The sequence below is a fragment of the Flavobacterium sp. LM5 genome, assembly GCF_002017945.1.
Classification (GTDB): domain Bacteria; phylum Bacteroidota; class Bacteroidia; order Flavobacteriales; family Flavobacteriaceae; genus Flavobacterium; species Flavobacterium succinicans.
In genome coordinates, this window is sequence record NZ_MUFX01000004.1 from 126,541 (window position 1) to 149,262 (window position 22,722).

Below are 22,722 nucleotides of genomic sequence, written 5' to 3' on the forward strand. Positions count from 1 at the left end.
AAAAAATTTAAATTTTAAAATATACTTCAGTAAAAGGCACCCTAAAGCGCTCGCCGTATATTCCGTTTTCATCACGAATGCCGCAGCCTATAATCATATTGATTTCACTGCTGTTGGGTAAGCCAATAATTTGTTTTACTCTTAAGGAATCAAATCCTTCCATAGGACAAGTATCATAATTTATGGAAGCCATGCTAATCATGAAATTTTCAGCGGCTAGCGCAGCACTTTTATGGGCTACAATTCGCATATCGCTTAATCTTGCTTGACGGTAAATGGGTTTGAAAATACCAATTACTTGGAAAATCACAAATTTTAAAGCACCCAAAATACCAAAAAAATCTGTGTAGATGGAGGGAATAATTTTTTTATAATAATTCAAAGCGAATTGCTCTCTACTACTATATTCTGACTCTTTTTTATCACCATACTGAGATTTTAAAAACAAAAGGTTCGCTCTTTGTCGTTCCTTCCATAAATCTTTTCGAGCTACTACAACCACCAATTGCTGTGCTGTTTTAGCAGCATTTTGATCAAAACTGGCAGTAGCAATTTGTGCTATTACCTTAGGATCTATTATGTGATAAAATTCCCAAAGTTGCATGTTGCTACTGGTTGGTGCTAAGGAAGCTAAGGCGATACATTGTTTGACTTTTTCTTCGCTGATAGGTTCTTTTTTAAAAACGCGAACGGATCTTCTGTAATGTATGGCTTCACTAACTGTTTTTTCTAAATCCATTGCAGTAGTTTTTTTATCGTATTTAATTTTCCTTTGTACGGAGCATAGCGAAAGGGAAGGTCAAGCCAATTGGCTTTTTTTACAACTCCTTTTTTGTGTGAAAAAGTATCAAAACTCAATTTGCCATGGTAAGCGCCAATGCCACTATGTCCTACACCACCAAACGGTAGTCTTTGGTTAGAAAAGTGAATCACAGTGTCGTTGATGCAGCCACCTCCAAAAGAATACTTTTTCATGATTTCTTTTCCAAATCTATGATCTTCTGTAAATACATAGAGCGCCAAAGGTTTTTCATATCGTGCAATTATGGCTTCGATTTCATTGGGATCGTCATAGGTTAACATGGGAAGTAAAGGCCCAAAAATCTCGTCTTGCATCACTAAACTTTCTAATGAAGTTTCTTCAATAAGAGTAGGAGCAATGTAGCAATCTTCAATGTCTGTTTCGCCACCAAGGAGCACTTTCTTCGGATCGATCATGTTGACCAATCGGAGCCAATTTTTTTCATTAACAATACGTGCCAAATCGGGCGAAGTTTTGGGATGATCTCCGAAAGCTTTTTGGAGTTCAACTTTCAGATATTCAACAAAATGACTTTTCATGTCTTTTTGAATCAAAATATAATCAGGGGCAATACAAGTTTGTCCAGCATTGATGAATTTTCCCCAAACAATCCTTTTTGCAGCCAATTTTAAGTTAGCGGTTTCGTCAATAATACAAGGATTTTTTCCGCCCAATTCTAAAGTTACAGGAGTTAAATGTATTGCTGCAGCTTTGGCTATAATTTTTCCAACAGCCACACTTCCAGTAAAAAAAATATAATCCCAACGTTCAGACAAAAGTTTTTGAGCCATATCAATACCGCCATTTTCGACTTTTACATGAGCCACATGAAAAACTCTTTCAATAATTTTTTCAATAATTTTGGCTGTGTTTGGGGTTAATTCAGAGGGTTTGATGACCACCTGATTACCAGCAGCCACTGCCGAAATCAAAGGGCACAGCGCCAATTGAAAGGGATAGTTCCATGGAGCAATAATCAACACTTTGCCATAGGGTTCCCTTAAAATATAATCTGTAGAAGGGAAGTTAAGTAGAGAGGGCCATACGTATTCTGGTTTGGCCCACTTAGATATGTTTTTTATTGTGTGTTTTAATTCGGAAATAACATAGCTTGTTTCAGTAATAATAGCTTCGAAGGCTGGTTTTTTGAAATCATCATATAATGCTTGTATAATTTCGTCCTCAAGTAATACAATAGTATTCAATAATTTGACTAAAGTTTCCTTTCTAAATGATAAACTGGTTTTGTAATCCATTGTTAGAGCGATCGGGTTAGATAGTGCAAGTTAATTTTTAATACTGTAAAAAAGAATTATTTTTTAGGATACTACAGCTTTCCAAATGACCTCATTAGGCACTGGAGCCGTAATAATAATAGATTCTTTGGAAACGGGGTGAGTAAAACTCAGTTTTCTGGCATGCAAATGAATGCCACCGTCCGGATTGCTTCTATCAAAACCGTATTTTAAATCACCTTTAATCGGACAACCTATAGCCGCTAATTGGGCTCGAATTTGATGATGTCTTCCAGTGTGTAGATTGATTTCTAAGGCAAAATAATTTTGGAGTTCTTTGATTACGGTATAATCCAAACTGGCTAATTTACTATCTGGAACTTCTTTTTTATGAGCTTTCGAAGTGTTGTTTTTTTCGTTCCTTTTGATATAATGCACTAGTTGACCCTGAGTGTTTTCAGGTTGGTTTTTGACTACTGCCCAATAGGTTTTACGTGTTTCCCGATTACTAAACAATTCATTCATTCGGGTTAAGGCTTTGCTGGTTTTGGCAAAAACTACAATACCCGTAGTGGGTCGATCGAGCCGATGAACAATGCCCAGAAAGACTTCTCCGGGCTTGTTGTATTTATCTTTGAGGTATTCTTTGACTACTTCAGCAAGCGGTTTGTCGCCTGTTTTGTCGCCTTGAACTAAATCGCCCACTCGTTTATTGACTACAATCAAATGATTGTCTTCGTGAAGCACCTCGAGGTTGGATTTGTTTGAAACTATTTTCATTATCAATGCGTTACCTTTGAATGATTGTGCTTAATATTGCTCATTGGCATTCGGGAAATCCTGTGACTTCACATCGGCTACATAATTGCCAATTGCCGCAGTCATTTGCTCATACAAATTCAAATAACGACGTAAAAAACGCGGGCTGAATTCATTGTTCATTCCTAACATATCATGAATCACTAATACTTGTCCGTCAACGCCACCACCAGCACCAATTCCGATGACAGGAATCGAAATACTTTTGGCTACTTTTTCGGCTAAGTGCGCTGGTATTTTTTCGAGTACCAAAGCAAAACAACCTAATTTTTCAAGCATTTGAGCATCTTCTAATAATTTTTCGGCTTCAGCATCTTCCTTAGCTCTTACCGTATAGGTTCCAAATTTATAGATGGATTGTGGTGTAAGTCCTAAATGACCCATTACTGGAATACCTGCATTCAATATCTTTTTTATGGATTCTTTGATTTCCTTTCCCCCTTCTAATTTTACAGCGTGGCCACCACTTTCTTTCATGATCCTAATAGAGGAACGTAAGGCTTCTTTGGGATCAGATTGATAGCTTCCAAATGGCAAATCAACCACAATTAATGCTCTGTCTACCGCTCTCACTACTGATGAAGCGTGGTAAATCATTTGATCTAAAGTAATAGGTAAAGTAGTTTCGTGACCTGCCATGACGTTCGAAGCAGAATCACCTACAAGAATAACATCAATTCCAGCTGTGTCTACAATTTTGGCCATTGTAAAATCATAAGCGGTTAGCATGGAAATTTTTTCTCCATTGGCTTTCATCTCAATTAGAGATTTTGTAGTAATTTTTTTGTAATCTTTTTTGGCTACTGACATACCGTTTTTGTTTAATTTAAGGTTGCAAAAGTACTAAATTGTAAAGGTTTAGCAGTACTATATTGTTTTTATATTTTTTCTTGTAACGTTCTGTATTTTTTGATTACTAACTAATTGATTAAAAAGTAATTGCATTTAAAATTTTACTGTTATGGGACAAGATAAAAAATGGATAAAAAATGAGGAACTTAAGTACTCTTTTGAAGTTGCCGGTAAAGTCATTGGAAATCTTACTATTAGCTATGCTAATTTTGATAGAAAAGCTTTTTTCGAAATCGAAGACAAAAAATATACTTTGGAATATAACGGTTTTTGGAGCTCGTCGATTACTGTAAAAGATGAAAACGAGGCGGTAGTTTTGCGTTCGTACACGGAAAAGTGGTATGCCAATTCTTCTATTTTGGAATACAAAGGACAAAAATTTCGTTTGAAAATAAGAAACAATCCTTTAGCAGAATATGTTATTTTTGATGAAAATCAGAACGAACTCTTGGCTTATGGTCTAAAGGTTGAAAATCACCAATGCAAAGTCGTCATTCATTCTAATGGGAGCATAGATTATCTATTCGATTTTTTACTTTGGTATTCATTTTTGCCTATTGCCCAAGAGAATATGGGAGATTCTTTTGTTTTTCAAACCTTATTAATGACTTAATTATGCAAAAAATTATTCTAGGAATGTTGGTGTTGTTCGGAATGACTACCCAAGCTCAAAATTTGGAAGTGCAACAAACGATTGAGACTTTTTTCAAGGGATTTCATTCTAGAGATTCTATTGCGATTCAAAAAGTGTGTTCCGATACAATGGGCTTGCAATCTATTACAGAGAATGCGAAAGGCAGCCAATTTTCTACAGACACGGCATCAAAATTTTATAAATCCATTGCTTCAATCCCTGCGACAATGCAGTTTGAAGAGCGCTTGTTAGGGCATACGATTCATATTGATGGCCCTATGGCTATCGATTGGACACCTTATGAATTTTATGTCAATGGGAAAAAAAGCCATTCGGGTGTCAATGTTTTTACGTTATATAAAGACAATGGACAATGGAAAATTGTATCCATTATCGATACAAGACGAAAGTAAATACAGTAATTTTGCTTTTTTAATTCACTACCTATTTTGAAAAAAATTCTAATTATAGACGACGAAGAAAAACTACGTGGTTTACTCGCTCGCATCATAAAAGCTGAAAATTTTGACGTTCTAGAAGCTGGAGATTTAAAATCTGGCTTGAAAAAAGTAGAGCAAAATGCAATCGATGTGGTGTTGTGCGATGTCAAATTACCCGATGGGAGCGGAGTCGATTTTGTGCCTCAATTAAAAAAAGCAGATCCGTTAGTTGAAGTTATTTTGCTAACCGCTTATGGCAATATTGCCGATGGCGTACAAGCGATGAAAAACGGTGCTTTTGATTATATTGTCAAAGGCGATGATAATGACAAAATTATTCCGCTATTGTACAAAGCGCTGGAAAAAGTAGAACTACAGAAAAAAGTGCAACAATTGGAACAGCGTATTGGTGCACAATTTTCTTTTGAATCGATTATTGGAAAATCCAAAGCTTTGGAACAAGTTATTGATTTGGCCAAGAAAGTAGCTCAAACCGATTCTACTGTTTTGTTAACTGGTGAAACGGGAACAGGAAAAGAAGTTTTTGCGCAAGCCATTCACGAAAATAGCAAGCGCGTAGGTAAATCCTTTGTAGCGTTGAATTGCAGTACTTTTGGTAAAGAAATTTTAGAAAGTGAGTTGTTCGGCCACAAACAAGGTGCTTTTACTGGTGCACTAAAAGACAAAAAAGGATTTATTGAAGAAGCCAATGGTGGAACGCTATTTTTAGACGAAATTGGTGAAATGCCACTTGAGTTGCAAGCCAAATTATTACGGGTTTTAGAAACCAATGAATACATTCCTTTGGGAGACACTACTCCAAGAAAATCGAATTTCAGGCTGATTGCGGCGACTAATCGCGATTTGAAACAAGAAAGTGAAGCGCATCATTTTCGCTCCGATTTGTATTTTCGATTGAATATTTTTGAAATTCAACTTCCGCCTTTGCGAGAGAGAGTAAAAGATATTGCCGTTTTAACCTCCTTTTTTGTGGCACAGTTTGCTGAAAAAACCAACAAGAAAAAGCTACATATTGGTGCCGATTTTATCCAAAAATTAGAGGAATACCAATGGCCTGGAAATATACGCGAATTGAAAAATGTTATTGAGCGTTCGGTAATTTTGGTCAATGGAGATACCTTGACGCAAGACGTTTTACCCTATGATATTCAGCACCAGCAAGAACATGCTAATAAAAGTACTTCGGCCTTGGCGATGCAAACTATCGAAAAAGGGCATATTCAAAAAGTATTAGCTTACACCAAAGGCAACAAAGCAGAGGCAGCAAGATTACTCGAAATTGGAATTGCTACTTTGTACCGAAAAATTGAAGAATACAAGCTGTAAAACTGCCCTTATCTAGTTCGGTAACTAGCATACAATCCTATCATTTCAATAAAAGCTTATCATTTTGATAGGCTTTTTTTATGCCCTATTCCAAGGGATTTTTTGCAATCTTTTTGTTAACAATGTTTTAGAGTGTTTGGTGTTTTTTCGGAACAACTTTTGGCATAAGCACAGCACAACATTAAAAATCATTGTTATGAAAAATCAGATTACCAATGTATACAAACAAGCCGAACGTTTCGCAGCGATTACCAAAACGGCTATCATTTTAGGAAATATTACTAGGGCTAAAAAATGCCTTTCGGTGGCAGAATCTCTTTTTGTTTCAGGAACGAAAGAAACCCAAAATGCCATTACAAATGTCTATGTATTTTCTATTTCTCAGTTTATGGAACTGCGTCATTGCAGTATATCAAACTTTTTCCCACCATTGTTAAAAGCGGAATACGTTAAACAAATCAATACTTCAGGAGTTTAAATCTAATCTAAATTTTAATAAAATGATAACCACTATTCTTTTACTCGCTTTAGGCGCTTTGCTCTTTGCGATTTGTTTTAAATCCGTCGAATTTTTTGAAAAAATCTAAAATTATGTCAGCACTATTTATTGTCGCACTTGCCGTATTCGGTTATTTGGTTTATGTACTAATTAAACCTGAAAAATTTTAATAGGTGAAATGTAATTAGTGAGAAGTGAAAAGTTAAAAAAATACCTTGGTACCACAACCTAAATTTCCGTTTACATCTCACATTTCACATCTCACATTTCACATCTCACATTTCACGTCTCACAATTAACAAATCACATAATATGAACACAGAATTTTTTGGCGTCATCAGTATTTTTATCCTCTCTATCGTTTTGGCTATTCCTGTTGGAAGGTATATAGCCAAAGTGTATTTGGGAGATAAAACCCTACTTGATGCCATTTTTAATCCCATTGAAAACTTTATTTTCAAAATCAGTGGCATCAATGCTACAGAGGAAATGAACTGGAAGCAACATTTAAAAACGCTTTTGAGCTTGAATATGGTTTGGTTTTTCCTTTGTTTTTTTGTGCTACTTTTCCAAGGTAGTTTACCATTAAATCCAGACGGAAACCCATCTATGTCGCCCGATTTGGCCTTTAATACCGCCATTTCATTTGTTGTGAATTGTAATCTGCAACACTATTCTGGTGAGACAGGGCTTTCTTATTTGGGGCAATTATTTTTAATGTTCTTACAATTTGTTTCTGCAGGTACAGGAATGGCTGCTGCAGCTATGATTTTTGTGGCTATGAGAGAGAAAAGCACAGATAAACTAGGGAATTTTTACAATTTTTTCATCAAAAGTTGTACTCGAGTTTTATTGCCTCTAGCTGCTATTGTAGCTATTGTTCTTGCTTTTAGCGGAACACCAATGACATTTGAAGGAAAAGATAAAATAATGACTTTACAAGGAGATACTGTTGAAGTTTCTCGTGGTCCAGCCGCTGCATTTATTGGTATCAAGCATATTGGTACAAATGGAGGGGGTTTTTTTGGAGCGAATTCGGCTCATCCCTTAGAAAACCCTACGTATTTAACCAATGCGGTTGAATTATGGGCTCAGTTAATTATCCCGTTTTCAATGATTTTTGCTTTAGGTTTTTTCCTAAATAAAAGAAAATTCTCATATATCGTTTTTGGAGTGATGACAGTAGGTTTCTTACTACTAGTTATTCCAACAATGATAAGCGAGATTAATGGAAATCCAGCTATCGAAAAGATGGGAATTGCCCAAGCTACAGGCGCTATGGAAGGCAAGGAAGTGCGTTTTGGGACTGCCATCACCAGTTTTTGGAGTATTGCTACGACCGTAATTTCCACTGGTTCTGTGAACAGTATGCACGATAGTTCGATGTCAGTTTCAGGAACGATGCAATTGTTGGCTATGATGATCAATGCCTTTTATGGCGGTTGTGGAGTAGGCTGGTTGAATTTTTACATCTTTATAATTTTGGCTGTATTCATTTCTGGATTAATGGTAGGTCGAACTCCTGAATTCTTAGGAAAGAAAATCGAAGCAAGAGAGGTAAAAATCGCTGCTTTTATTGCGATACTTCATCCTTTATTAATCTTAGCAGGCACGGCTTTGGCTACTTATTTTACAGCCAATGATACCGCAATGGGCTATTGGTTTAGTGGAAATGCCACAGGCTGGTTGAATAATCCCGGTCATCACGGATTCTCCGAAATGTTGTACGAATATACTTCGAGTGCAGCTAATAATGGTTCTGGTTTTGAAGGGTTAGGAGATAACAATCCGTTTTGGAATATTTCTACAGGAATAGTGTTGTTGTTAAGTCGTTTCCTTCCTTTAATTGGACCTTTGGCTATTGCAGGATTATTGGCTAATAAAAAATACATTCCAGAAAGCGCGGGAACTTTAAAAACAGATACTACCATTTTTGGTGTAATGATTTTTGCCGTAATCGCGATTATTGCAGCCTTATCTTTCTTCCCAGCATTGGCTTTAGGACCATTGGCAGAATATTTTACTTTAAAATAATTTTATAAAAAATGACTAAAAATAATTCCAAATCATTGTTTGAAAGTAAGCAAGTAAAAGAAGCACTAGTGCAGTCTTTTGTAAAGCTTAATCCAAAAACAATGTTCAGAAATCCGGTAATGTTTACCGTTGAAATTGGTACCGCTATTATGTTTGTTGTGTGTATTGCCATTTTATTTGGCGCATCCAATCAAGGTAGTTTTGCTTACAATCTCATAGTATTCTTGATTTTATTTGCAACACTTTTGTTCGCCAATTTTGCAGAAGCAATTGCCGAAGCCAGAGGAAAAGCTCAAGCCGATAGTTTGAGAAAAACACGTGAAGAAACTCCTGCTCGTCAACTTTTAGAAAATGGAGCAATCAGAAATGTGAGTTCATCCGCTTTGAAAAAAGGAGATGTATTTGTCTGCGAAGCAGGTGATGTCATCGCTACGGATGGTGAAATTATCGAAGGATTGGCAACTATTGATGAAAGTGCCATTACCGGAGAAAGCGCTCCCGTGATTCGTGAAGCAGGTGGTGACAAATCATCGGTAACTGGAGGAACAAAAGTATTGTCTGATAAAATTAAAGTAATTGTAACTTCAGAGCCAGGAGAAAGTTTCTTGGACAAAATGATTGCTTTGGTAGAGGGAGCGAGCCGTCAGAAAACACCAAACGAAATTGCTTTGACCATTCTTTTGGCAGCATTTACCTTAATCTTCGTGATTGTTTGTGTGACTTTGAAACCTTTCGCAGATTATGCTAATGCACCAATTACCATTGCAGCTTTCATTTCGCTTTTCGTTTGTTTGATTCCAACGACTATTGGTGGATTACTTTCTGCCATTGGAATTGCGGGTATGGATAGAGCGTTGCGTGCCAATGTGATTACCAAATCTGGTAAAGCGGTAGAAACTGCCGGAGATATTGATGTATTGCTTTTGGATAAAACCGGAACCATTACTATTGGAAACAGAAAAGCAACGAATTTTTATCCTGCAAAAGGAGTATCGCAAGAAGAATTTATTCAATCGGCTGTTTTGAGTTCTTTGGCAGATGATACTCCAGAAGGAAAAAGTATTGTGGAATTGGCTGGAAATGAAGTTGCACAAAAATTATCTATTGAAGGGGCTACTTTAATCAAATTTACTGCCGAGACAAGAACCAGTGGTGTAGTTTTAAAAGACGGAACCAATATTAGAAAAGGGGCTCAAGATGCGGCCAAAAATATCGTTCAGCAAGCAGGAAATGTTTTTCCAGAAGATATTGCCCAAACGGTTATTTCGATTTCTTCTAATGGAGGAACGCCCTTGGTAGTTATTAAAAATAACGCTGTTCAAGGGGTGATTGAGTTGCAAGATATTATCAAAACGGGAATGAAAGAACGTTTTGAGCGTTTGAGAAAAATGGGTGTAAAAACCGTGATGGTGACAGGAGACAATCCATTAACTGCCAAATTTATTGCCGAAGCTGCGGGTGTGGATGATTTTATTGCCGAAGCCAAGCCTGAGGACAAAATGAATTACATCAAAAACGAACAAGAACAAGGCAAGCTAGTAGCAATGATGGGTGATGGTACCAATGATGCGCCTGCTTTGGCTCAAGCCAATGTTGGTGTAGCGATGAACAGTGGAACTCAAGCGGCTAAAGAAGCAGGTAATATGGTGGATTTAGACAATGACCCAACCAAGTTAATCGAAATCATTGAAATTGGAAAACAACTATTGATGACCAGAGGAACGCTTACTACTTTCTCTATTGCGAATGATGTGGCCAAATATTTTGCGATTGTTCCTGCACTGTTCATCACAGCAATTCCAGCCTTGCAAGGGTTGAATATTATGCAATTACATAGCCCAGAAAGTGCTATTTTATCTGCAGTAATTTTCAATGCCATAATCATACCGATTTTGATTCCGCTAGCTTTAAGAGGAGTGGATTACAAACCAATTGGTGCAGCAGCTATCTTAAGAAGAAACCTGTTAATTTACGGTTTGGGAGGGATAATTGTGCCTTTTATCGGAATTAAAGCCATCGATTTGGTGGTAGCATTATTTATGTAAAATCAAACCTGACAGGTTTTTGAAACTTGTCAGGTTTAAAAAAACAAAAACAAAAATGAAAAACATATTTTCAATACTAAAATTCACCGTATTAATGGTAATTTTATTCGCTGTAATTTATCCATTGGCTATTTATGGAATTGCACAATTGGCTCCCAATAACGGAAAGGGAGAAACCATTACTGTTGATGGAAAAGTAATAGGGTATCAAAAAATAGGTCAAAAATTTGATAAAGCTAACTATTTTTGGGGGCGTCCATCGGCAGTTGATTATAATGCTGCTGGAAGTGCTGGAAGCAACAAAGGACCAAGCAATGCAGAATATTTGGCTTTGGTTCAAAAAAGAATTGACACGTTTTTAATCGTGCATCCGTATTTGAAAAAAGCGGAGATTCCATCGGATTTGGTAACGGCTTCGGGAAGTGGTTTGGACCCCAATATTTCACCAGAAGGTGCTTTGATTCAGGTGAAAAGAGTTGCCCAAGTTAGAAAATTACCTGAGGATAAAGTGAAAGCTTTGGTGGAATCTAACATCAATAAACCATCGGTTATGGGAACTTCAACGGTAAATGTTTTAGAGTTGAATGTAGCCTTAGATAAATTAAAATAAAACGTCTTGAAATACGAAATGCCCTAGCCCAGATAGCAACGGAAATCCTTTAGTGCCAGGGTTTGGCACTAAAGATTGCAGTGAATAGCTGGATTAGCTCCTAATAATAAATAGTTAAATAAAGTGAAAAAAATACTAGTTGCAGCCTTTTTGGCTTTTGGTTTTACAACAATTTATGCTCAAGAAGCATCAAAAAGTCCCATTACTTTTTCAGGTTATATAGAAGGGTATTATAGTTATGATTTTGGGAAACCTGAGAATCATACCAAATCGGGATTTATTTACAATTATAATAGGTCAAATGAGGTGAATTTGAATTTAGGAATCGCCAAAGTGAATTATTCGAAAGAGAATGTTCGCGCGAATTTTGCCCTAATGGCGGGCACTTATGCTCAATACAATATGGCGGCCGAGCAGGACTTATTGAAAAATGTTTTTGAAGCGAATGTAGGCGTGAAAATTTCTAAAGAACACAATCTTTGGATTGATGCGGGAGTTATGCCTTCGCATATTGGATTTGAAAGTGCGATTGGGAAAGATTGTATGACTTTGACCCGAAGTTTGGGGGCTGATAATACACCTTATTATGAAGCGGGTGTAAAAATAGCGTACACTTCGAAATCGGAGAAATGGTATTTGGCAGCAATGTATTTGAATGGTTGGCAACGTATCCAAAAAATTGATGGGAATCAAACGCCTGCTTTTGGAACTCAAGTGACTTTTAAACCATCGGCAAACATATCATTAAATTGGAGTACTTACATTGGAAATGAACAACCTGATGTCGATAAAAAATGGCGTTATTTTAACGATTTTTTCGGGACATTTAAAATTACCGAAAAAACAAGTCTAGTTGCTGGTTTTGATATTGGAGCGCAGCAATCCGCAAAAGGAAGTAGCGATTACGATGTTTGGTACAATCCATCAGTAATCGTTCAATACAAACCAACAGACAAAATTCAGTTGGCCGCTAGAGGCGAATACTATCAGGATAAAAATGGTGTAATCATTGCAACGGGAACACCAAATGGTTTTAAGACTTATGGTTTCTCTGCAAATTTTGATTATTTGGTAGCCAATAACATTATGTTTCGATTGGAAGCACGAACATTAAATAGCAAAGACGATATCTTTTTAAAGAGCAATACTCCAACCAATAGTAATGTATTTGTTACTGCATCTTTGGCTATTTCTATTTAAAAACAACAAAATGAAATAAGATAGAAGTGAAAAGTAAAAAGTGAAAAGTAAAAAGTGAAAAGTGAAAAGTGAAAAGGTATTTAAGGATCATTTCACTTTTCGCATCTCACATTTCACATTTTACATCTCACATTTTACATCTCACATTTCACTTTTCGCATCTCACATCTCACATCTCACAGCATTACCATGGACAATGAAAAAGAAAATAACGTAAAGCACTTTCTAGATTTAATCCAAAAATCGCGCAGAGGTAAGTTCAAGGTTTACATTGGAATGAGTGCGGGTGTAGGCAAAACATACCGAATGTTGCAAGAAGCGCACACCTTGCTAAAGAAAGGAATTGACGTTAAGATTGGCTATATCGAAACGCATAATCGCAAGGAAACCCACGAATTACTTGAAGGTTTGCCAATTATACCGCGTAGAAGTATTTTTTATAAAGGCAAGCAGCTCGAAGAACTAGATGTGCAAGCCATTATCAATTTGCGTCCCGAAGTGGTGATTGTAGATGAACTGGCACACACCAATATTGAAGGAAGTAAAAACGAAAAACGCTGGCAAGATGTTTTGGAAATTCTCGAAGCAGGAATCAATGTGATTTCGGCGGTAAATATCCAGCATATTGAGAGTTTGAATGAAAATGTAAAGCAGATTACCAATATAGATGTCAAAGAAAGAGTTCCAGATAATGTGCTCCGAATGGCCGATGAGGTGGTGAATATCGATTTGACTTCGGAGGATTTGATTGCCAGATTAAAGGAAGGTAAAATCTACACTGCGGATAAAATTCAGACGGCTTTGAATAATTTTTTTAAGTCGGACCAAATTTTGCAATTGCGTGAATTAGCATTGAAAGAAGTGGCGAGCCAAGTTGTTCGAAAAGTAGAAAATGAAATCCCTAAAAAAATCGCATTACGTCACGAAAAATTATTGGCTTGCATCAGTTCTAATGATGTAACTGCCAAAATAGTGATTCGAAAAACGGCTCGTTTGGCTACCTATTACAATAGTGATTGGTATGTTTTGTATGTTGAAACACCAAAGGAAAGTAGCGACAAAATTGCTTTGGACAAACAAAGACGCTTGATTAATAATTTTAAGTTAGCCACAGAATTAGGAGCAGAAGTAATTAAAGTTGAAAACAAAAAAATCACCGATGCCATTTTGGCCATAGTCGAACAAAAACAAATTACAACAGTCTGTATTGGAAAACCACAGTATAGTTTTATAAAAGCTATTTTATCAACCTCGCTTTTTAGACGTTTACTGAATACGCTTTCGCTATCAAAAGTTGATCTAGTCATATTATCATAATTTATAATACTATCCTAAAATGAGAATCAAAACCAAATTAAATCTAGGCGTTGGATTATTATTTTGCTTAATTATTATCCTTTCATTGGCAAGTGCGTATTCTGTTTTTTCAATTAAAAAAGACACTGGAAATATTCTAAATGCAAATTATAATACTTTGGAATATTCGCGTAATATGTTGCTTTCACTCGATGAAATGATGGTTAACAAAAATAAAGCTATAGCGGTTTTTGAAATTAACCTCAATAAACAAGTATCCAATATTACTGAGAAGAACGAAGATGTTGCTACTAATGATTTAAAATCTAATTTCAATTTATTAAAGGGAGACAGCAATAACGAAAAGTTAAAAGCGCAAATTCGACAAAACATTTTTGAGATAATGAAGCTCAACATGAACGCCATAAAAATCAAAAGTGATATTGCAAAACACACGGCTGAAACCGCCAATTTATGGATTGCTGTAGTTGGGACTTTATGCTTTTTGATTGCTTTTAATTTATTGGTCAATATGCCTAACAATATTGCAAATCCCATCAAAGAATTGACCGAAAGTATCAAGCAAATTGCTAATAAGAATTATTCAGAAAGGGTTCATTTTAGACACCATAACGAATTTGGAGACTTAGCCAATTCCTTTAATACAATGGCCGAAAAATTGCAAGAATACCACAATAGTAATTTGTACAAATTGTCTTTTGAGAAAAAGCGTTTAGAGACTTTAATCAACAATATGCACGACCCAATTATAGGTTTAGATAATGAGGGCGTGATTTTGTTTATCAATGATGAAGCCATCAAAATTATGGGCTTGAAACAAGAGGAGGTTGTCGGAAAGTCGGCTGAAAAATTGGGCTTGACGAATGATTTGATGCAGTCTTTGCTTGTGGAGAAATCAGAAAATGAAAAAGCGCAAATAATGAAAATTTTCGCCGATGATAAAGAAAGTTATTTTGAAAAAGAAATAGTAAAAATCACCATAAAACCAACAGGAGAAGACCAAGCGATAGCCATCGGAAATGTAATTATTTTGAGAAATATTACTTTTTTCAAAGAATTAGATTTTGCCAAAACCAATTTTATTGCCACCGTTTCCCACGAATTGAAAACGCCTATTGCTTCGATAAAAATGAGTTTGCAATTGCTTGAAAATGAAAGAACAGGTGCCATTAACGAAGAACAAAAACATTTGGTGGACAGCATCAAAGAGGACAGCGAACGTTTGTTGAAAATTACAGGAGAATTGTTGGAACTTTCACAAGTAGAAACAGGAAACATTCAGTTGAATATCGAAAAAAGCAATCCGTATGATATTGCACAGTATGCCACAGAAGCCGTAAAAGTACAAGCGGAACAAAAGCAAATTGAACTAGTAATCGTAGCCGATGAAAACCTGCCAAGCATCAAAGCAGATAGCGAAAAAACCGTTTGGGTTTTGATTAATTTTTTGACCAATGCCATACGATATTCCTCCGAAAAAAGCACGATTACGATACAGTTAACAAGCGAAAAACATCAAGTTGTGTTTGCGGTAATCGATAAAGGAAAAGGAATAGATGTTCGATACAAAAACAAAGTTTTCGATAAATATTTCCAAATTCCCGGAAGCCATAAAACAGGAACAGGACTTGGATTGGCCATTTCAAAAGAATTTATCGAGGCGCAAAACGGAACCATTGGCGTAAAAAGCGAACTCGGATTGGGTTGTACTTTTTATTTCAAATTAGGGAGTGTTTAGGAGCTAATCCTGCTGTCCACTGTATCTGTGTCGCTGAACCCCAGCGCCACAGGATGCCGTTCCCATCAGGGCTAGGGCAGTCGCTGCTTCGAGAAATTTTCGAGATTAAGAAACCTTTTGTTTGAGCCAAAATTGGTCTACAACATAGGCTAATCCAATACCCATCGAGTAGCACAACAAATCACTCCACAAAAAACCTTGTCCCAAGACATAATGTCCTAAAGTAGTCTCCCGAATCGCAACTAGTTTTTCGGCTGTACTAAGTTGTTGTATTTCTATCGCAAAGCAAAACAGTAAAGGAAGTCCAATTTGCCACAACATTTTGCTTTTCAAAAACAGCCACCGAAAACCAAAATAAACCAATATGGCATACAAGATATCGCCCACAAACAAGGGAATACCCACTATTTTACGGGAAGTAATTCCAAATACAATCGTAAGAAGGGCAAGAATAAAGTATACGAAACGAGGTCTCATTTGTATTAACAATCCGCCATATTAACCGCTATAGCCAATCCACCTTCTGAGGTTTCTTTGTACTTAGAGTTCATATCTTTGGCAGTTTGCCACATCGTATCAATTACTTTATCCAAAGGAACTTTGGCGTTTTTAGAATCGGTTTCGAGTGCTAATTCCGCTGCGTTAATAGCTTTTATAGCGCCCATCGTATTGCGCTCAATACACGGAATTTGAACCAAACCACCAATTGGGTCACAAGTTAAGCCCAAGTGGTGCTCCATAGCAATTTCGGCAGCCATCAATACTTGTGCAGGGGTTCCGCCCATTACTTCGCATAATGCTCCCGCAGCCATTGCCGATGACACACCAATTTCGGCTTGACAACCACCCATAGCGGCAGAGATAGTGGCTCCTTTTTTGAAAATACTTCCAATTTCGCCCGCTACCATCAAGAATTGTTTGATTTGTTTTTCGTCGGCTTGGTGGTTTTCAATCACCATATAATACATCAATACGGCTGGAATAACCCCAGCACTTCCGTTGGTTGGCGCTGTTACTACGCGTCCTAAAGCTGCGTTTACTTCATTTACGGCCAAGGCAAAACAGCTCACCCATTTTAGAATTTGACGAAACTTTACTTCGGTTTTACGAATTTCTTCTAGCCAAGATTGTGGTGAATCATAATTTGATAAGCCAATCAAATTTTGATGCATATCAAAAGCTCTTCTGCGAACATTGAGTCCACCAGGCAATATACCTTCTGAATGACAGCCAATGTACATACATTCTAGCATCGTGTGCCAAATGCGTAATAGTTCACTATGCACTTCGGCTTCAGGTCGCATCGAAATCTCATTGGCATAGACAATTTCGGAGATGCTTTTGTTTTCTTTTTGGGTATAGTCTAGTAATTCTGCTGCATTGTTGATAGGGAAGGGAAAAGCACATTTTATAGCAATCTTCTTTTTGGCATTGCTGCGTTCTTCTTTTACCACAAATCCACCTCCAATCGAATAAAAAGTGGAAGCATATTCGGTTTCATTTTCAAAATAAGCGGTAAAGGTTAATCCATTGGCGTGAAAAGGAAGAAACTCTTTATGAAAAACAATGTCTTGTAAAATATAAAAAGGTAAGGCTTTTTCGTTGCCTAATTGAATCAAATGATTGTTTTTTATGGCTTTGATGATGCCGTCAATATCTTGCACCGGAATATACTCAGGGTCTTGACCACTCAAACCTAACATCACGGCCAAATCAGTAGCGTGTCCTTTTCCAGTTAATGACAGCGAACCGTACAAATCTACTTTTACTCTAGTGATACTATTCAAATAAAAATCCTGACGTAATTCTTCAAGGAAACGTTCGGCAGCACGCCACGGACCTAAGGTATGAGAACTAGATGGCCCTACGCCAATTTTTAACATATCAAAAACAGAAATGCATTCTTCCATAATTCTAGAGTGAAATTTGTAAAACAAAGATATAGGAATCAATGTCAAATCTGCAAAATATTATTTCAAAATATAAATCCTCTTATCGAATTCGTTTTAAATATGAAGCAATTTAAATATATCATAATTTTATTTGGAACGAAGGCTTGTAAAAATAGTCCTCAATTGTTAACGTAATTTTAGGCTTTTTTTGGTGTTTTCTTGCGAAGCTTTCGGTTATTTTCGCACTTGATTTAACAAAAAATAGTAGTAAAATGCTATATTTACTATAAAAAAATAAAATATGAAACAAGATTCTCCATCGGAAGCAAAAGATCATAACTTTGAGAAAATCACAGATATTATTATTCGACTTGGTGTGCTAGCCATTATTTTATTCTGGTGTTTTTCTATTTTACAACCCTTTATTTTAATGTTGATTTGGGCCGTAGTCATTGCCATTGCAATGTATCCTGTTTACAAATCGTTTGTGAAATTGATGAAAGGAAGAAAAAAAATCCCTGTATTTTTCTTGACATTACTCTTGCTGAGTGTAATTATTATTCCTAGTATGTTAGTTACGGAATCGCTTTACGAAGGTGTTTCGTATTTAACTCAAACCTATCAAGAAGGGAAACCTTTAATTCCGCCTCCTGGCGAAACTACTGCCAATTGGCCTAAGTTTGCTTCACCCATAATTGATTTTTGGAAACATGCTTCTGATAATTTACAGGAAACGGTTGTAGAATACTCAGATCAAGTTACGGTAGCTGGATCGTGGCTATTAACAGCCTTAACAGGTATCGGAAAAGGTATTATTCAATTTAATATTTCGATCATCATAGCGGGTTTTATTTTGGCGTATTCAGAAGATTTGAAGTTAGTGTCAAAGAAAGTGTTTCAAAAATTAGCGGGAGACCATGGCGATCATTTTTCATCCATTACGGTTAAGACGATTCAAAATGTTGTCAAAGGATTTCTTGGAGTAGCGATCATACAAGCGGCGATGTCTGGCCTTGGATTTTTTATTGCCGATGTGCCATTTGCGGGTTTATGGACGATTGTCTGTTTGGTTTTAGCAATTATTCAAATTGGGGTAGGACCTGTTTTGATTCCTGTTGCTATTTATATGTTTTCAGTTTCGGACACCACTTCGGCAGTGTTGTTGTCGATTTGGTTTTTTATTATTTTGATTTCTGATAATATTTTGAAACCTATTTTATTGGGTAAAAATGCTCCAGTACCTATGATGGTTGTCTTTTTGGGTGCTATTGGTGGTTTTATTGTGAGTGGTTTCTTGGGTTTGTTTTTAGGAGCTGTAATTTTAACTATTGGCTACAAATTATTTTTAGCATGGTTAGCGTCAGAAAATCAATCCTAGTGGATCTATAGCAATCCGTTGTTTTTTATTTGAATTTTACTCAACGGGTGTATCATATGATTTAAAAGTCCTTGTTGGAATAAAAATATTATTCTTCCAACAAGGCTTTTTTTATTTCTAGTAATTCGGCTACTTTTTCTGGACTTACTCTTGGGTATTCTAATCCCATTTCGTCTAAGGCATTGATAATGGCCGAAGCAATGACAATACGAGCATACGATTTATTATCTGCGGGAACGACGTACCAAGGTGAGTGGGTTGTGGTTGTTTTTTTAATTAAATCTTGGTAAGCATTCATATAATCGTCCCAAAAACCTCTTTCTTTGGCATCGGATGTACTGAATTTCCAGTTTTTATCTTGGTCGTCGATGCGCTCTATAAAACGTTTCTTTTGCTCTTCTTTGGATACATTCAAGAAAAATTTAATCACGATAGTTCCATTGCGATTCAGGTATTTTTCAAAATTGCGAATGTCTTCAAAACGTTCTTCCCAAATAGATTCGGTAACCAATTCTTGAGGAAGTTTTTGGGCTTTCAGAATTTGTTCGTGCACTCGAACGACCAATACTTCTTCATAATACGAACGATTGAAGATACCGATACGACCTCGTTCGGGTAAATGTTTTTGGCAACGCCAAAGAAAATCATGGTCCAATTCTTCCGAACTCGGTGCTTTGAAAGAAGAAACTTGACACCCTTGTGGATTCACACCAGAAAGCACGTGTTTGATGGCGCCATCTTTTCCAGCAGCATCCATCGCTTGAAAAATGAGTAATAATGACCATTTGTCCTGAGCATATAGAATTTCTTGCATATCGGTCAAAGCCTCCACGCCAAGCGCTAGAATCTTATCCAATTTCTTATTGCTTAGCTCTATATCAATATCGGTTTTGTAATCTGATAATTGAAAGTTATCTTCTTCTTTGACTTTGAATTGAGCTGAAAATTGTTTGGCTCGTTCAATTCTTTCTTTCGAACTTAACTTTTCAAAAAGAAGCTTTTTTTTCTTTGGTTTTTCTTCTTTACTCATGAATATTTGGTTTTAAGACGCGTTTTTAAATGGTTGTTTTTCAATAGGTTTACTCAAATTTACTTTTTTAATTTATTGTATGAAAATAAAATGCTACCGATTGTTTTTAATTATGATTTTTTAAAGCCTTGTATACCAATGTTTTTTTGTTTTTCTAGCTAAAAAGTCGTTCAAAATCGGCTTATGGGTAAGTTTGTAATTTATTTAGGTCAATACCTAAGGTTTCCCTATTTTTGGATTCTAATAAACCAAAACAGCATGAAGAAATTATTACTATCTTTTTTTTTAGCCACCACTGCTTGGGTTTCGGCTCAAGTAAAAAGTCCTTCTCAGTTCATTCCTGATTATGGCAAACACATTACTTTTTACCACCAAGTTGAAGATTATTTTGAACATTTGGTTGCACAAACGTCCTACATTAAACCTTACAGATACGGACAAACTGCCGAGCACCGCAACTTGAATGTGTATTATATTTCTACTCCTGAGAATTTAGCCAATTTGGAGCAAATTCGTTTGAACAATTTAGCTGCCATTGGTATGGCACCCAATCAATCCAAAACTGTAGGCGATAAATTGATTGTTTGGTTGAGCTTCAATGTGCACGGAAACGAATGGGCAGGAACAGAAAGCGCTTTGACTGTTGCCTACGAATTGACAAATCCAGAAAATAAAACAACCAAAGAATGGTTGAAAAATACCGTGGTAATTCTTGACCCTTGTGTGAATCCTGATGGGTATTCAAGATACGGAAATTGGTTGCACGAAATCGCTGGAAAAAACACGCATCCAGGTCTTACCGATAGAGAACATATGGAAGAATGGCCAGGTGGACGCTACAATCACTATATTTTTGATTTGAATAGAGATTGGGCTTGGCAAACACAAAAAGAAAGCCAACAACGTATTGCTTTGTACAACCAATGGATGCCTCAAGTGCATACAGACGTTCACGAGCAAGGCTATAATTCGCCTTACTTTTTCCCGCCATCTGCAGAGCCTTTGCATGAGTTTATAGAACTGTATCAAAGAGATTTTCACGCTTTGTTAGGGAAAAATATTTCAGCTAAATTCGATGCTCAAAACTGGTTGTACAACACTAGCGAGCGTTTCGATTTGTTTTATCCAAGTTATGGAGATACCTATCCAACCTATAACGGAGCTGTAGGGATGACCGTAGAGCAAGGTGGAATTGGAGCAGGAAGAGAAGTAACTATGGAAAACGGTGTAAGTGTGACCATCAAAGACCGTTTGACACATCACGCTACCACTGTTTTAACGATAGTGGAATCGGCTGCTTCTCAAGTGGAGCCTTTGTTGAAAGGGTTTAGAGGATTTATGAATACTTCTAGAAAAACAATTAAAGGGAAGTATGCAACTTATGTGATGAAAAGCAATCCTAAATTGGAGCAATTGGCCGATTTGTTACAAAAAAACAAAATTGAATTTTCGTATGCCGATGCCAAACAATCAGCAAGTGGTTTTAATTACCAAACCAAGAAAGAGAACAGCTTTACCATCGAACCTAATGATATGATTGTAAAAGTGGACCAACAAAAAGCCGTTTTTGCTCAAATTTTGTTTGAACCTAATCATAAATTGAATGATAGTTTGTCTTATGACATTACGGCTTGGGCGTTGCCATTAGCGTATGGAGTTGAAGGCTATGCTTTGAAAAATGCCATCAATATCAAAACTAAACCAACGATTGAAACGACTTCATCTTCTATTCCAAGTTCAGTGTATGCGTTTCATATTCCTTGGAACAACCGTACTTCAGCTCAAGTGGTAGCATTATTGCACCAAAAAGGCATCAAAGTACGTTCAGCGATGAAGCAATCGGCTTTTGGAAGCACTACTGTAGCACCAGGTGGATTAATTGTGAGCAAAGGCGATAATCCAAAGGTGGTTGATTTTGAAAAAGTAGTGGGTGAAATCGTGAAGAAGAAATCAGATTTCTCTATACTGTCTTCTGGGTTTTCAAAAAATGCTAGAGATTTAGGTGGAGAAAACTTCCCGCTGTTGACGGCACCAAAAATCTTGTTTTTATCAGGAAGAGGAGTAAATTCTACTGATTTTGGTTCGGTTTGGTTTTATTTAGAAGAAACCATTGGCTATCCAGTAAGCATTGTAGATTTGGACCGTTTCCGAAGAGTGAAATTGCAAGAATTCAATACTTTGATTTTGGCGGATGGCAATTATGATTTCTCTGATGGGGAACAAAAACGTATCAACGAATGGGTGAGTAGCGGTGGAAAAATCATTGCTATGAACGGAGCTTTGGATATTTTTGATGGAAAAGATGGTTTTGCATTGAATGCGCACGCGACCGATGATGACAAGCAAAAAGCAGAAAAAACCGCCAAAGAAAAAGAATTGAAAAAACGTTTCTTAGATTCGGCTAACGAAGAGCGTCGTGCGATGTCGGATGCTATTCCTGGCGCAATTATCGAAAATGTATTGGATGTTACTCATCCGATGGCCTTTGGTTTAGGTAAAAAATATTTCAGTTTAAAAACCGATAGCCGTCATTATGCTTTATTGAAAAATGCTTCAAATATTGCGTATGTTCCTAAAGGTTACAAAAGCTATGGTTTTGTAGGTCACGAAATTGGTAAAGAATTACCAGAAACGGTAAATTTCGCCATAGACTACAAAGGTTCTGGAAAAGTAATTTATATGGTGGATAACCCATTGTTTAGAGCATTTTGGGAAAACGGAAATTTACTCTTTAGCAATGCTTTGTTCTTGGTGAACTAGCCTTTATTTATCTTAAACAACAAAGCGCGATTTTTAGGATCGCGCTTTTTTTATGGCTATTTTTTTTGACACAGATTGCACAGATTTTCA

General features: G+C 36.6%; 20 protein-coding genes. 13 read left to right on the forward strand and 7 right to left on the reverse strand.

Annotation, left to right across the window (positions count from 1 at the left end; all coding sequences use genetic code 11):
* Positions 1–7: 7 nt before the first annotated feature.
* The 4 genes from BXU11_RS12800 to panB form a co-directional block, all read right to left on the reverse strand.
* Complete coding sequence (locus BXU11_RS12800) at positions 8–739, reverse strand: nitroreductase family protein (RefSeq protein WP_078212800.1); 732 nt, start codon at positions 737–739, stop codon at positions 8–10.
* Positions 730–2,058: an aldehyde dehydrogenase gene (locus BXU11_RS12805; RefSeq protein ID WP_078212801.1), complete on the reverse strand. Its 1,329-nt coding sequence runs from the start codon at positions 2,056–2,058 to the stop codon at positions 730–732. The genes BXU11_RS12800 and BXU11_RS12805 overlap by 10 nt, the downstream gene beginning before the upstream one ends.
* A gap of 63 nt (positions 2,059–2,121) precedes the next feature.
* On the reverse strand, positions 2,122–2,817 hold the full coding sequence (locus BXU11_RS12810) for an RluA family pseudouridine synthase (RefSeq protein ID WP_078212802.1): 696 nt from the start codon (positions 2,815–2,817) through the stop codon (positions 2,122–2,124).
* Positions 2,818–2,847: 30 nt separating this feature from the next.
* Entirely contained in the window at positions 2,848–3,666 is an 819-nt protein-coding gene (gene panB / locus BXU11_RS12815) for a 3-methyl-2-oxobutanoate hydroxymethyltransferase (protein WP_078212803.1), read from the reverse strand.
* Between the two features lie 151 nt (positions 3,667–3,817).
* Here panB and BXU11_RS12820 point away from each other — a divergent pair, with 151 nt between their 5' ends.
* The 11 genes from BXU11_RS12820 (at position 3,818) to BXU11_RS12870 (ending at position 15,572) form a co-directional block, all read left to right on the forward strand.
* The gene (locus BXU11_RS12820; RefSeq protein WP_078212804.1) at positions 3,818–4,321 is read left to right on the forward strand and encodes a hypothetical protein; all 504 of its coding nucleotides are present in this window, start codon (positions 3,818–3,820) and stop codon (positions 4,319–4,321) included.
* Between the two features lie 2 nt (positions 4,322–4,323).
* Entirely contained in the window at positions 4,324–4,755 is a 432-nt protein-coding gene (locus tag BXU11_RS12825; protein WP_078212805.1) for a nuclear transport factor 2 family protein, read from the forward strand.
* 33 nt (positions 4,756–4,788) lie between these two features.
* Positions 4,789–6,129 (forward strand): sigma-54 dependent transcriptional regulator, encoded by a 1,341-nt coding sequence (locus BXU11_RS12830; RefSeq protein ID WP_189318535.1) that lies wholly within the window; start codon positions 4,789–4,791, stop codon positions 6,127–6,129.
* Positions 6,130–6,325: 196 nt separating this feature from the next.
* On the forward strand, positions 6,326–6,607 hold the full coding sequence (locus BXU11_RS12835; RefSeq protein ID WP_024982082.1) for a hypothetical protein: 282 nt from the start codon (positions 6,326–6,328) through the stop codon (positions 6,605–6,607).
* Between the two features lie 113 nt (positions 6,608–6,720).
* On the forward strand, positions 6,721–6,798 hold the full coding sequence (kdpF, locus tag BXU11_RS12840) for a K(+)-transporting ATPase subunit F (protein WP_139225580.1): 78 nt from the start codon (positions 6,721–6,723) through the stop codon (positions 6,796–6,798).
* 142 nt (positions 6,799–6,940) lie between these two features.
* Positions 6,941–8,662 (forward strand): potassium-transporting ATPase subunit KdpA, encoded by a 1,722-nt coding sequence (kdpA, locus tag BXU11_RS12845; protein WP_078212807.1) that lies wholly within the window; start codon positions 6,941–6,943, stop codon positions 8,660–8,662.
* Between the two features lie 11 nt (positions 8,663–8,673).
* Complete coding sequence (kdpB, locus tag BXU11_RS12850; protein WP_078212808.1) at positions 8,674–10,707, forward strand: potassium-transporting ATPase subunit KdpB; 2,034 nt, start codon at positions 8,674–8,676, stop codon at positions 10,705–10,707.
* A gap of 55 nt (positions 10,708–10,762) precedes the next feature.
* A complete protein-coding gene (locus BXU11_RS12855; protein ID WP_078212809.1) occupies positions 10,763–11,317 on the forward strand; it encodes a K(+)-transporting ATPase subunit C in 555 nt (184 codons plus the stop codon).
* Positions 11,318–11,440: 123 nt separating this feature from the next.
* Positions 11,441–12,517, forward strand: coding sequence for a porin (locus tag BXU11_RS12860; RefSeq protein ID WP_078212810.1), 1,077 nt, complete (start codon positions 11,441–11,443; stop codon positions 12,515–12,517).
* 189 nt (positions 12,518–12,706) lie between these two features.
* Positions 12,707–13,834 carry a histidine kinase gene (locus tag BXU11_RS12865; RefSeq protein ID WP_078212811.1) on the forward strand — a complete coding sequence of 376 codons (1,128 nt, stop codon included), beginning with the start codon at positions 12,707–12,709 and terminating at the stop codon, positions 13,832–13,834.
* A 19-nt stretch (positions 13,835–13,853) separates the two neighbouring features.
* On the forward strand, positions 13,854–15,572 hold the full coding sequence (locus BXU11_RS12870) for an ATP-binding protein (RefSeq protein ID WP_078212812.1): 1,719 nt from the start codon (positions 13,854–13,856) through the stop codon (positions 15,570–15,572).
* Positions 15,573–15,677: 105 nt separating this feature from the next.
* On the opposite strand, the gene BXU11_RS12875 is transcribed toward BXU11_RS12870, so the two are convergent.
* Positions 15,678–16,049, reverse strand: coding sequence for a DUF2809 domain-containing protein (locus BXU11_RS12875; RefSeq protein WP_078212813.1), 372 nt, complete (start codon positions 16,047–16,049; stop codon positions 15,678–15,680).
* A 5-nt stretch (positions 16,050–16,054) separates the two neighbouring features.
* Positions 16,055–17,482: an L-serine ammonia-lyase gene (locus BXU11_RS12880; RefSeq protein WP_078212814.1), complete on the reverse strand. Its 1,428-nt coding sequence runs from the start codon at positions 17,480–17,482 to the stop codon at positions 16,055–16,057.
* A 283-nt stretch (positions 17,483–17,765) separates the two neighbouring features.
* On the opposite strand from BXU11_RS12880, the gene BXU11_RS12885 reads away from it, so the two are divergent.
* Entirely contained in the window at positions 17,766–18,842 is a 1,077-nt protein-coding gene (locus BXU11_RS12885; protein ID WP_078212815.1) for an AI-2E family transporter, read from the forward strand.
* Between the two features lie 88 nt (positions 18,843–18,930).
* Here BXU11_RS12885 and BXU11_RS12890 read toward each other — a convergent pair whose 3' ends face one another.
* Entirely contained in the window at positions 18,931–19,872 is a 942-nt protein-coding gene (locus tag BXU11_RS12890) for a polyphosphate kinase 2 family protein (protein ID WP_078212816.1), read from the reverse strand.
* Positions 19,873–20,130: 258 nt separating this feature from the next.
* Between BXU11_RS12890 and BXU11_RS12895 the strand changes: the two genes are divergently transcribed.
* Positions 20,131–22,632: a M14 family zinc carboxypeptidase gene (locus BXU11_RS12895; protein ID WP_078212817.1), complete on the forward strand. Its 2,502-nt coding sequence runs from the start codon at positions 20,131–20,133 to the stop codon at positions 22,630–22,632.
* The last annotated feature ends 90 nt before the right edge of the window (positions 22,633–22,722 follow it).

Coding starts and splice junctions, on each gene's coding strand:
- kdpF (WP_139225580.1), top strand. CDS start 6,721: ATGTCAGCACTATTTATTGTCGCACTTGCCGTATTCGGTTATTTGGTT.
- BXU11_RS12870 (WP_078212812.1), top strand. CDS start 13,854: ATGAGAATCAAAACCAAATTAAATCTAGGCGTTGGATTATTATTTTGC.
- BXU11_RS12805 (WP_078212801.1), bottom strand. CDS start 2,058: ATGGATTACAAAACCAGTTTATCATTTAGAAAGGAAACTTTAGTCAAA.
- BXU11_RS12865 (WP_078212811.1), top strand. CDS start 12,707: ATGGACAATGAAAAAGAAAATAACGTAAAGCACTTTCTAGATTTAATC.
- BXU11_RS12855 (WP_078212809.1), top strand. CDS start 10,763: ATGAAAAACATATTTTCAATACTAAAATTCACCGTATTAATGGTAATT.
- BXU11_RS12820 (WP_078212804.1), top strand. CDS start 3,818: ATGGGACAAGATAAAAAATGGATAAAAAATGAGGAACTTAAGTACTCT.
- BXU11_RS12875 (WP_078212813.1), bottom strand. CDS start 16,049: ATGAGACCTCGTTTCGTATACTTTATTCTTGCCCTTCTTACGATTGTA.
- BXU11_RS12825 (WP_078212805.1), top strand. CDS start 4,324: ATGCAAAAAATTATTCTAGGAATGTTGGTGTTGTTCGGAATGACTACC.
- BXU11_RS12885 (WP_078212815.1), top strand. CDS start 17,766: ATGAAACAAGATTCTCCATCGGAAGCAAAAGATCATAACTTTGAGAAA.
- BXU11_RS12880 (WP_078212814.1), bottom strand. CDS start 17,482: ATGGAAGAATGCATTTCTGTTTTTGATATGTTAAAAATTGGCGTAGGG.
- kdpA (WP_078212807.1), top strand. CDS start 6,941: ATGAACACAGAATTTTTTGGCGTCATCAGTATTTTTATCCTCTCTATC.
- BXU11_RS12890 (WP_078212816.1), bottom strand. CDS start 19,872: ATGAGTAAAGAAGAAAAACCAAAGAAAAAAAAGCTTCTTTTTGAAAAG.
- BXU11_RS12895 (WP_078212817.1), top strand. CDS start 20,131: ATGAAGAAATTATTACTATCTTTTTTTTTAGCCACCACTGCTTGGGTT.
- BXU11_RS12800 (WP_078212800.1), bottom strand. CDS start 739: ATGGATTTAGAAAAAACAGTTAGTGAAGCCATACATTACAGAAGATCC.
- BXU11_RS12810 (WP_078212802.1), bottom strand. CDS start 2,817: ATGAAAATAGTTTCAAACAAATCCAACCTCGAGGTGCTTCACGAAGAC.
- BXU11_RS12835 (WP_024982082.1), top strand. CDS start 6,326: ATGAAAAATCAGATTACCAATGTATACAAACAAGCCGAACGTTTCGCA.
- kdpB (WP_078212808.1), top strand. CDS start 8,674: ATGACTAAAAATAATTCCAAATCATTGTTTGAAAGTAAGCAAGTAAAA.
- panB (WP_078212803.1), bottom strand. CDS start 3,666: ATGTCAGTAGCCAAAAAAGATTACAAAAAAATTACTACAAAATCTCTA.